The organism is Thermoproteota archaeon, assembly GCA_030130125.1.
Classification (GTDB): Archaea; Korarchaeota; Korarchaeia; order Korarchaeales; family Korarchaeaceae; genus Korarchaeum.
Genome location: JARZZM010000016.1, coordinates 1 through 8,965, shown reverse-complemented (window position 1 = coordinate 8,965; position 8,965 = coordinate 1). Strand labels below are relative to the sequence as shown.

General features: G+C 52.1%; 11 protein-coding genes. 5 read left to right on the top strand and 6 right to left on the bottom strand.

All coding sequences use genetic code 11. The features are described from left to right. Both QI197_03525 and QI197_03520 read right to left on the bottom strand, forming a co-directional pair. Positions 1–1,768 (bottom strand): heavy metal translocating P-type ATPase (locus QI197_03525; protein ID MDK2372431.1); only part of this gene is annotated, 1,768 nt, incomplete at its 3' end. A 221-nt stretch (positions 1,769–1,989) separates the two neighbouring features. Beyond that, positions 1,990–2,538 carry a peptidase M4 gene (locus QI197_03520; GenBank protein MDK2372430.1) on the bottom strand — a complete coding sequence of 183 codons (549 nt, stop codon included), beginning with the start codon at positions 2,536–2,538 and terminating at the stop codon, positions 1,990–1,992. A 330-nt stretch (positions 2,539–2,868) separates the two neighbouring features. On the opposite strand from QI197_03520, the gene QI197_03515 reads away from it, so the two are divergent. The 4 genes from QI197_03515 to QI197_03500 all read left to right on the top strand — a co-directional run bounded on the left by QI197_03515 (position 2,869) and on the right by QI197_03500 (position 4,338). Further along, positions 2,869–3,138, top strand: coding sequence for an alcohol dehydrogenase catalytic domain-containing protein (locus tag QI197_03515; GenBank protein ID MDK2372429.1), 270 nt, complete (start codon positions 2,869–2,871; stop codon positions 3,136–3,138). 2 nt (positions 3,139–3,140) lie between these two features. Beyond that, positions 3,141–3,413: a zinc-binding dehydrogenase gene (locus tag QI197_03510; protein MDK2372428.1), complete on the top strand. Its 273-nt coding sequence runs from the start codon at positions 3,141–3,143 to the stop codon at positions 3,411–3,413. Beyond that, positions 3,413–3,736 carry a methionine--tRNA ligase subunit beta gene (gene metG, locus QI197_03505; protein MDK2372427.1) on the top strand — a complete coding sequence of 108 codons (324 nt, stop codon included), beginning with the start codon at positions 3,413–3,415 and terminating at the stop codon, positions 3,734–3,736. The genes QI197_03510 and metG overlap by 1 nt, the downstream gene beginning before the upstream one ends. A 476-nt stretch (positions 3,737–4,212) precedes the next feature. Further along, the gene (locus QI197_03500) at positions 4,213–4,338 is read left to right on the top strand and encodes a hypothetical protein (protein ID MDK2372426.1); all 126 of its coding nucleotides are present in this window, start codon (positions 4,213–4,215) and stop codon (positions 4,336–4,338) included. A gap of 336 nt (positions 4,339–4,674) precedes the next feature. Here QI197_03500 and QI197_03495 read toward each other — a convergent pair whose 3' ends face one another. The 4 genes from QI197_03495 to QI197_03480 all read right to left on the bottom strand — a co-directional run bounded on the left by QI197_03495 (position 4,675) and on the right by QI197_03480 (position 7,843). Further along, positions 4,675–5,562 carry a dihydrodipicolinate synthase family protein gene (locus tag QI197_03495; protein ID MDK2372425.1) on the bottom strand — a complete coding sequence of 296 codons (888 nt, stop codon included), beginning with the start codon at positions 5,560–5,562 and terminating at the stop codon, positions 4,675–4,677. A 37-nt stretch (positions 5,563–5,599) separates the two neighbouring features. Then, positions 5,600–6,562, bottom strand: coding sequence for a hypothetical protein (locus QI197_03490; protein MDK2372424.1), 963 nt, complete (start codon positions 6,560–6,562; stop codon positions 5,600–5,602). Positions 6,563–7,212: 650 nt separating this feature from the next. Further along, positions 7,213–7,617 (bottom strand): PIN domain-containing protein, encoded by a 405-nt coding sequence (locus tag QI197_03485; protein ID MDK2372423.1) that lies wholly within the window; start codon positions 7,615–7,617, stop codon positions 7,213–7,215. Beyond that, entirely contained in the window at positions 7,598–7,843 is a 246-nt protein-coding gene (locus QI197_03480) for an AbrB/MazE/SpoVT family DNA-binding domain-containing protein (GenBank protein ID MDK2372422.1), read from the bottom strand. Before QI197_03480 ends, QI197_03485 begins: the two co-directional genes overlap by 20 nt. A gap of 583 nt (positions 7,844–8,426) precedes the next feature. On the opposite strand from QI197_03480, the gene QI197_03475 reads away from it, so the two are divergent. Then, the coding region (locus tag QI197_03475) for a hypothetical protein (protein ID MDK2372421.1) at positions 8,427–8,965 on the top strand (539 nt) is incomplete at its 3' end.

The following is an 8,965-nucleotide window of genomic DNA, read 5'->3' as shown; positions in this document are numbered from 1 at the left end:
ATACTATGTCGGCGCTCTCGATGGCCACATCGGTCCCAGCACCGATAGCTATACCCACATCTGACTGAACTAGGGCAGGAGCATCGTTTATTCCATCGCCCACCATAGCGACCACTCCAAGGGACTTCAGCTCCTCCACCTTCTCGGCCTTCTCGTGAGGTAGAACCTCGGCGAAGTACCCGTCCAGTCCCAGCTCATCGGCGACCCATTTAGCCACCTTCTGGTTGTCTCCGGTGAGCATGTAGACCTTGACGCCCCTCTCCCTCAGTTTGGATACTGCTTCTTTCGACTCGTCCCTTATCCTGTCAGCAAGAGCTATGGCCCCAGCTAGCTCCCCGTCCACTACGAGGAATATCACGGTCTTTCCCTGTCCTATGACCCTCTTCACCTCTACCTCGATTCTGTCGCCTAGACTCAATTCTTCGAGGAGCTTTGGACTGGCGACCACGACCCTCCTTCCATTTACGACCCCTTCAGCTCCCTTACCCGGAATGGCCCTGAATTCACTCGCTTCCTCTAGTTCCAGCCCCTCCTTATCCGCCTTCTCCACTATCCCCCTAGCTATGGGATGTTCTGACCTCGATTCCAGCGATGCGGCGAGCCTGAGCGTATCATCGCGTTCAAGCCCGAGGGGGATCACATCCGTCACCTCAAACCTTCCCTCCGTGAGGGTACCGGTCTTGTCAAAAACGACAATATCCACATCCCTTGCCCTCTCGAACGCCTCCCTGTCCCTGATGAGTATTCCCTTCTTGGCCGACAGGGAAGTGGAAACTGCAACAACCAGTGGGATTGCGAGGCCCAAGGCGTGGGGGCACGTGATTACCATTACGGTAACGCTCCTCTCCAGAGAGAAGACGGAAGGCATACCCGCCCATAGCCAAGCCAAGAACGTCACGGTCCCCACGCTTATGGAAATGATGGTCAACCAGCGGGACGCCCTGTTCGCCAGGTCTTGGGTCCTCGACCTAGATTCCTGCGCTCTCCTCACGAGCTCGAGCACCTGCATCAGGTAGCTCTCCTTTCCAGTCCGTCTGACCTCCACCTTCACTGATCCCTCCAAGTTCACTGATCCCCCAACCACTTCGTCTCCCGGGCTCTTGTAGATGGGGTTCGATTCGCCCGTCAGCATAGATTCGTCCACGCTTGTCTCGCCCTCCACGACGATGCCGTCTGCTGGTATCTTCTCCCCAGGTTTCACCAGAACAACGTTTCCCGGCTTGAGATAACTCACGGGAACATCTCTGACCTCACCATTCTCGATCAGGTGAGCCTCCGTTGGCATGAGTTTGACCAGCTCCTCCAGCGCCCTCGAAGCCCCTAGAACAGATCTCATCTCTATGTAATGGCCCAGCAGCATTATGTCGATCAGGGTCACTAGTTCCCAGTAGAACGTCCTACCTGGGAGACCGAAGCTCACGGCTGAGCTGTAGAAGAAGGCCACCGATATGGCTAGTGCAATGAGAGTCATCATGCCGGGGGAGCGTTTCATTATCTCGTCTCTCATCCCAGCTAGGAAGGGCTTCCCCCCGTACAGGTAAACAAATAGCGAGAGGGCGAACAGGAGCAGATTGCTCCCAAGAAACCCCACCCTTATTCCCAAGAAGCTCTGGACTAGGGGTGAGAGGATGAGGATAGGTACCGTCACTAGGGCGGATATTATGAACCTCCGCTTGAAATCCTCCATCATCCGCTTATGATGGGAGGAGTGATCCGCATGGCCGTCAGTATGGGAGTGTTCCTTACCATGCTCATGAACCTGATCGATTTCAGCATTCCTGACATGCTCATGACCATGACGTAGATGACGGGAATTATCCTCCATAGGCCCACACCCTCTCCTATAAAAGAGAATAGGTTAGCGCTCCTTCCTCGAGGATTCCCTTTCCAAGAGGAAGAATAGAAGTGCTACAGCTCCGATCAGGATCGAGGGGCCAATGAACCAGGTGAATCCCCACCAGCCCATTCCCCAGCCGCATCCCCAACACATCAGTCCCTAACCTCCCTCATATCTATGAAGTAGCCATGCCAGGTGTGATACCAGATCTCGCCGGAGAAGGCGTTGACGCTGAGCATTCCAGTCATCCTCCCATCCACGCTATAGTCGAAGGTGTAATATCCGTAGAAGGGTATGGCTTCCTCAACCTCCACCTCGCTACCGGGAAACAGTTTTCGGAGGGAAGCTATAGCCATCTCTCTAGCATTATCCTCGTCCAGCGTTAGAGTATAATCGCCGTACGACCTTGCCATTCTCATGCCGTACTTGAGGTTCCACATCATATTGGGTCCGGGCTCTGGGGTTATTCTCCCATTCCCCTTCCACAAGAGGAGCTCAAACGCCCCCATCCCCGTGTCCTTCTCCTTGACAGCAGCGTAGAAGTTATGTTGAAACTCCATTACCTCTAAGAGCTCTAGATCGGATCCTACTCCTCTGATATACTGTCTGAAGGCCTCCATGGCGTCGTCCATAGATATTTCGGCGTAGGCTCCTGTATAAGGACCTCCGGTTCCCCAAGGGCCTCCCATCCCTGGCCCCATACCAGACCTAGGGCCTGACCTGGGTTGGCCCATCATCGGGCCTCCAATGCCACCGGACGGAAACCCGGGTTGAGTAGAACCGCCCCCCATAATAGGTGTCTGAGGATATAGCGGGGACCAAGGTCCTGCTATCGCGATAACTGAGATAGCGAGGACTGCGAGGGCAGCGGCCCCCACCAGAAGATTTCTTGAATTCATCATATCAGCCAATTACTATAGTAAAATGAAATATATAAACTTAGGTATCTCTAACTCCTCCCCTAATCCGTGATAACGGTCTCCGGGAGAGCTATCCTATTTAGTTATTGAGGGACGATAGGAAGATGCATTATGAGAGCGGTCGTCATCTTCGAGCACGGTGGACCGGAGGTCCTCTCCCTCGTAGAGGACTACAGGGACCCTGAGGTGGGACCCAGAGATGTCCTAGTTGAGGTGAGAGCTACAGCGCTAAATCACTTGGATATCTGGGTCAGGGAGGGCCTCCCAAGTATCGTCTTACCTCGAATCCTCGGATCAGACATCTCCGGAGTGGTGAAGGAGGTGGGAGTGGGTGTAGAAAGGTTCAAGCTAGGTGATGAGGTCGCGCGCCCAAGGACCTGAAGGTGCTGAGGAAGGGAGGGAAGCTCATCAGCGTTGGAGCCACTTCAGGACCGAAGACTGAGGTAGATGTAAGGTACGTGTTCGCCAAGCAGATCTCCATAATAGATGCTTATATGGGGAGCCGGGCTGAGCTCATGGAGGTGCTCAGGTTCATAGGGAGTGGGAAGCTGAGGCCCGTGATAGGTAGCGTCTTAGAGCTAGAAGATGCTAAACTCGCCCACGAGAAGATGGAGAGAAGCGAGATGTTTGGGAAGATAGTCTTGAGGGTGGGATAATGGAGTACGATGTCGAGGAGTTCTGGAAGTTCGATCTGAGGGTGGGATACGTAAAGAGAGCGGAGAAGATCTCCAAGTCTAGGAAGCTGATAAAGCTCGAAGTGGACTTCGGAAATGAGGAAAGGACCATCGTAACCGGGATAGGGGATCAGTACAAGCCGGAGGAACTGGAGGGCAGGAAAATGATATTCGTCCTTAATCTGAAGCCTAAGAAACTTATGGGGGTAGAGAGTAGAGGTATGCTCCTTCTAGCTGAGGAGGACGGCAGGGTACATCTAATAACAGTGAGGGAGGATGTGCCAGTAGGCGTTAAGGTGTGGTGAGAGACATAGGTTTCACGGCAAATTCCAATTGATCAGGCTAGATATCTGCGCAAATCTAGGTCATATATTGTATCTCTTGAAGATTGCGTCCATAGCATGTCTCTTGAGGATAAAAGTGCATTGCTCCCATGGCGTTATAATTACGCTATTTCTGGGTCCCTAAGAGGGAAGTTCTCCATCACTTTCTTTGTGTTTTTGGTCATTTTGTCATCAAGAGATTTAATGAAGCGATTTCCCTCTCAGGGTTAAGATACCTGTGCAACCCGTTGGCAGGTCTCCTCCGAGCCCTCCTCCGTCCGAGATAGCCAGGAGATATAGAGCCGTTCCCCTTCAAGCTCTACACCTACTTCTCCCCGCCCAGCTGATGTGGGCGATGAGGTGGTGGTCTATGTGTTGATCGAGGGCAGTCCTCTGTCGGTGGTCAGCTCACCTACAAGCTTCCATACAGACTTGAGTACGTTGAGAGCAGCTCCGTGGTGGATGGCAGGAGTGTCAAACCGATCAAGAGGGACAGAGAACTCGTGTGGAACGTCGGTTCAGGCAGTAAAGTAATCAGATTCAAGGTGAAGTTTTCAGATCCGCCCACGAGACCCTCTGGGTGAGACTTGGATCCTCGATGCTGTGGGTACCTCGCCCTTAGTGGTCGGAGGTAGCCCTGCCCGGGTGATCGTGGTTCTCGATGGTGAGGGTAGGGTACCCTCTCTCTAGAGGTATCCGAGAGGCTCCAGCTGACTGACTCGACAGGTCATAACTAGGTGGAGCTGCCAGCTAAGGTGAGTTACGAGATCGTTCTCTCAAAGGTGGCACTGAATTGTTGAGTATCTCAGTGGGAAATGAGACGGTCAGCATACCGCGCGCGCTTCAAGGAAGAAGACCTCCATTCCACTCCTGAGCTTTTTCTTTTCAATCGGGGGAAGATAGAAGAGAGGAGGGAAAAATCATCGAATGAGACCGGCTTCAATGAGGACTTCCTTAACCCTTCTAGCCTCTTCCGCCGTTAGAGGCAGGGATGGCCTCCTAGGATATCCGGCTGGGAGCCCTCTCATCCTCAGGGCCTCTTTGGAAGCGCTCAGTTGGTTCAAGCCCTTCAATATCACCTCATTGAGCATGGTGAGTGTGAGCTGAATCTTAGAGGCCCTCTCCAAGTCTCCCTTCCTGAAGGAGTTGTACAGGTCCACTGCAAGCTCGGGGGCGAATATGGCCACCCCAACGATCCCTCCATCCCCTCCCAGCATCAGGGTGGGAAGCAGCATGTCTCCCGTACCGGCGAGGACAGATATTCGATCTCCAATCTCTCTAATGAGCTCGGAGATCCTCCAGAGTAGGCCGCTGGACTCCTTTACGCCCACTATATTGTCGAATTCGTGGACCAGCTTCCTGATCAGGCTCAGGGGCAGATTATACCCGACGAACTTGGGGACATTGTATAGGAGTATCGGCAAACCAGATTCCCTAGCCACCGTGGAGTAGTGCTTCTCGAGCTCCCCTTCGTTAGGCTTGAAGTAGTAGGGAGGAGTTACTAGGACGGCATCGGCTCCGGCCCCTTCCGAGTCCCTGACCTGAGAGAGGATGCCAGATGTTGAGGGTGATGAGACTCCCGCTATGACTGGAACCTGTCCGCCGACGGAGTCCACGGCCCTCCTTATCACTTGGACCCTCTCCTCCCTAGAGAGTAGGGGTCCCTCACCGTTACTGGCGCACGCAGCGAGGGCGTGAACGCCCGAATCCAGCCAGAAATCAATTAGCCTATCGAGGGACTTCAGATCTAAGGACCCGTCCTCGGTGAATGGAGTCACGTGGGGAGGGATAACTCCTTCGGGCCTCATGGGCATCGGTCATACCGGTAAGGGATAGCTATAACGATCACAGTCTCGCACTCACTTCCTCCACGAGATCCCTCAACTCCCTCGGGATGTACCTGTGACCCAGCAGGAGGCACAGGATTCTGTTAAACGGATTCATCTCTAGCTTGCCCCCGCATGCATAGGGGTGTCCGCCTCCTCCATGCTCCTCACAGATAGGCCTAAGATCGATACTCCTGTCCTTTCCCGCGTAAAGAGAGAACTTGCTACATGAGTACAGAACTAGGGAGAAGTCCACTTCGCCAGAGAGTCTCTTGGATATCAGGGATCCCGGTCCACCCCTCGGCCTCAGGTCAACCAGGGCGAACTTCCTCCCACCGGCCGTCTCCAGAACTCTCACCCTCCTCAGCCCCTCTTTCATCTTCTTCTCCTGATCTCTCAGCTTCTCCCCGGCCCACCTGATCACCTTCTCATCTTCCATCCTTCCTTCCATGAGAGCCTTGATCAGGTAAGCTCGCTTCTCCCTATCCCTAGTCAGCGAATTATACATCTTCGCCCTCTCGTCCCTGTAGGTGGCGGTATCCGCATCGTCTGCTATCCTCGCCAATTCCCTCTCGTAATCGTCACCTCCTAACTCCTCGAGGACAACCCGGGCCGCGCTCGGCGCTGGTCTGACCCTCACGTCGGCGTACCTCGACATCCTATCCACCACGCCATCTGGCCAGATGTGATGGTCTATCCAGAGTACGTTCCAGCCGGAGTCTCTGAGCCTTCTCAGCTCTCTTTCCACGGCGTCGACCTTGTCGGGGTTCATGGCCACATCAACTATCACGAGCTTCTCCCCACCATCGGGCACCTTGGAGAGAGCCCTGTCAATGGACCTAGGTCCCGAGAAGTACACCTCGGCATCCCCGAGTCCCAAGGACCTAGCAGCTATGACGGCGCTTATGACCCCGTCCACATCCCCGTGAGCTATTATCAACTCCCTCTTCCTCCCCCTTGCTATTGGGATCAGTTGTCTCACGAGATCCCTTATTTTGATGGGCACGCACTCGTATGCGTCCTCGCGTTTATTAATTTACCACATTCAAGGTTCGTCTACGAGTGGCGCTCATGTTGTGCTTCCCTCTCGGGATCTGATAGGGAGCGCACTGAATCGAGAAGGGCTGCGCTTGTAATCTTTGGACAACATAAAAGCCGTAGTGTTCCATCCGGCTGCAAATCCATGGGTAAGGATCGAAGAATGATGATGTCACGAGGAGAACCGCTAGGATAGGCTCTAAGGCCTTGATATCCGTCTCTATATCCATATCCTCGATTTACTTGGTTCGCCAGAGGCGCATCGACCTTAATTCATGCTTGATCGGTACCCTTTTGCATTATCAGTAGAGATTACCTCAAGGGGTCCCTCACCTCTCAAAGGACCTACTAGACATGAGATCCATTGCCACGACTTCTTCAGCTGAGGAATGGTTCATCGGAGAGTTTCATGAAGTTCTGAAGAATATATCCACACATCTTTCTAGCCCTGCACGCCACCTTAGAATTCTCATAGCCGAGAAAGCTACCTCCCCAGATCCTGACCCAAGGATCCCTAAAATAGTCTCTAGCAGGGTCTTCTTGCCTGAGCCATCGTCCCGATCACAATCGCGCACACGTAAAAAATTCTTCGCGTCATGGAGCTACCTCAACGCCCAAGCTCTCAGCGAACTTCCTCAACTCTCTGTCGAACGTGGCCAGCACCGCATCGTAGCGTAAAGCCGTCGATAATATGAGGAAGTCGTTCAGGTTGCGTGCGGAACTCCCTCTTAGCTGCTCCAAGGCATCGATTACAGCGCTTGGAGGTTCGATCACATAGCTTACCCTACGATCGCTCAGGTACTCGTCTATCTTATCCACCATGAAGTCCAGAGGAACTTGTAGACGTCTTATCATGACCCACAGATATTCGTGAAGGACTATCGCCGGTATTATGATAGCATTGGCTGATTCCATTATCTCAGTGGCCTCCTCGTGATGGGTGCTATCCTCTATCGTTTCATACACTAGGACATTGGTATCAGGGAGAAGTGGTCTCATCTAGCATCTCCTCAATCGCCCTCTCCATCTCCTCCACACTTATATCCCTGCCGATCCTTATCGTGAGGCGCTTGCGCCTGACGGGGGAGATCTTTATGACCCCCTCCCTCTCATCGTAGGATACTTCTACGAAATCCCCTTCTCTTATGCCAGCCTTCGTCCTCACGCTAACTGGTATAGTCACTTGGTAGTTCCTAGTGACCTTGACGATCTTCTTATCGCTCATCTAGTAGTCTAGATTCTTACTAATATATAAATTTTGCTAGTAACATAAGGATACCACTGGTACGATTTTCGATCCACCTACATGCAGGGTCCCTCTCCTCTGCTAGGAGGTAAGGCCTGCAGGCCGAAGGTGGTCACGTTTTATGGAGACTCTGCTACGACAGATTGGGAGGAATAATCCAGTTTACGGCCCTTCTATGGCCGATCTCCGCCATTCTAGATCTCATCAGGAGCAGAGATCCCTCAATTGATAGATATACAAGCGATTATGAACGAGTTCCCCGAGGTTATCTAGGCTATCCCAAGACATCCTTCTCATGTACAGGCTAGAGGACACCCGAGTTGTGGAAGCCTAAAGGGAGTCAAGGAATGGATATTGAGTAGCGAGGAATAGAGGCCCTAGTTAGCGAGATCTCAATTTTAATCCCTCCGCTGAACCCACACGCGATTTCTTTTCTAACCAAGAAAGAATTCCTAAAATATGAGGGCATACTGTTAATCAATGGCTTCGGCTCTAGCCCCTATACCCGACCCAACCGCCTTAATCGACGAACTTTTAAGGAAGAATATTAACTAAGAGGCCGATGATAGTAGCTTTTGTAGGGAATGACGGTACTGGCAAAACTTCTCTAGGGAAAGGTCTCTACAGCCTCCTCCTAGAATTAGGGGTAGCTGCATCCTACAGGGAAGAATTCAGGTATTTCCTCTTATCCTATATATTTAGAATCTTGGGAGGGAAAATAAGTAAATTAAGATCGGAATTCCTCTCAAAAGATAATAAACATAGGAGGATCTTCGGTCTATGGCCATATGCCGTACTAGTGGACCAACTTCTCCTCTTAGCATATCTCAGAATAAGGAAGAGAAAGGAGGTAACTATACTAGATCGCTACGTTTACGACTTCCTGATTAGCTGGGAATGGTTAGGATACAGCAATAAGCTCATCAGATACCTCTACAAGAGATTTCCCCGGCCGGATCTAGTGATCCTCTGCGACGCCAGCCCGGAAACATCCTATGAGAGAAAGAAGGAGACTCACCAGTATAGCATGGAATATTACAGAATCCAGAGGGCAAGGTATCTTAATTTAGCGAAGGATCTTGGCATCCCAGTCCTAAATAC

What these genes read in the sequence shown, in the direction of transcription:
- QI197_03495 (MDK2372425.1), bottom strand. Translation starts at nt 5,562, where the DNA reads ATGAGGCCCGAAGGAGTTATCCCTCCCCACGTGACTCCATTCACCGAG.
- QI197_03520 (MDK2372430.1), bottom strand. Translation starts at nt 2,538, where the DNA reads ATGGGGCCAGGGATGGGAGGCCCTTGGGGAACCGGAGGTCCTTATACA.
- QI197_03485 (MDK2372423.1), bottom strand. Translation starts at nt 7,617, where the DNA reads ATGAGACCACTTCTCCCTGATACCAATGTCCTAGTGTATGAAACGATA.
- QI197_03480 (MDK2372422.1), bottom strand. Translation starts at nt 7,843, where the DNA reads ATGAGCGATAAGAAGATCGTCAAGGTCACTAGGAACTACCAAGTGACT.
- metG (MDK2372427.1), top strand. Translation starts at nt 3,413, where the DNA reads ATGGAGTACGATGTCGAGGAGTTCTGGAAGTTCGATCTGAGGGTGGGA.
- QI197_03515 (MDK2372429.1), top strand. Translation starts at nt 2,869, where the DNA reads ATGAGAGCGGTCGTCATCTTCGAGCACGGTGGACCGGAGGTCCTCTCC.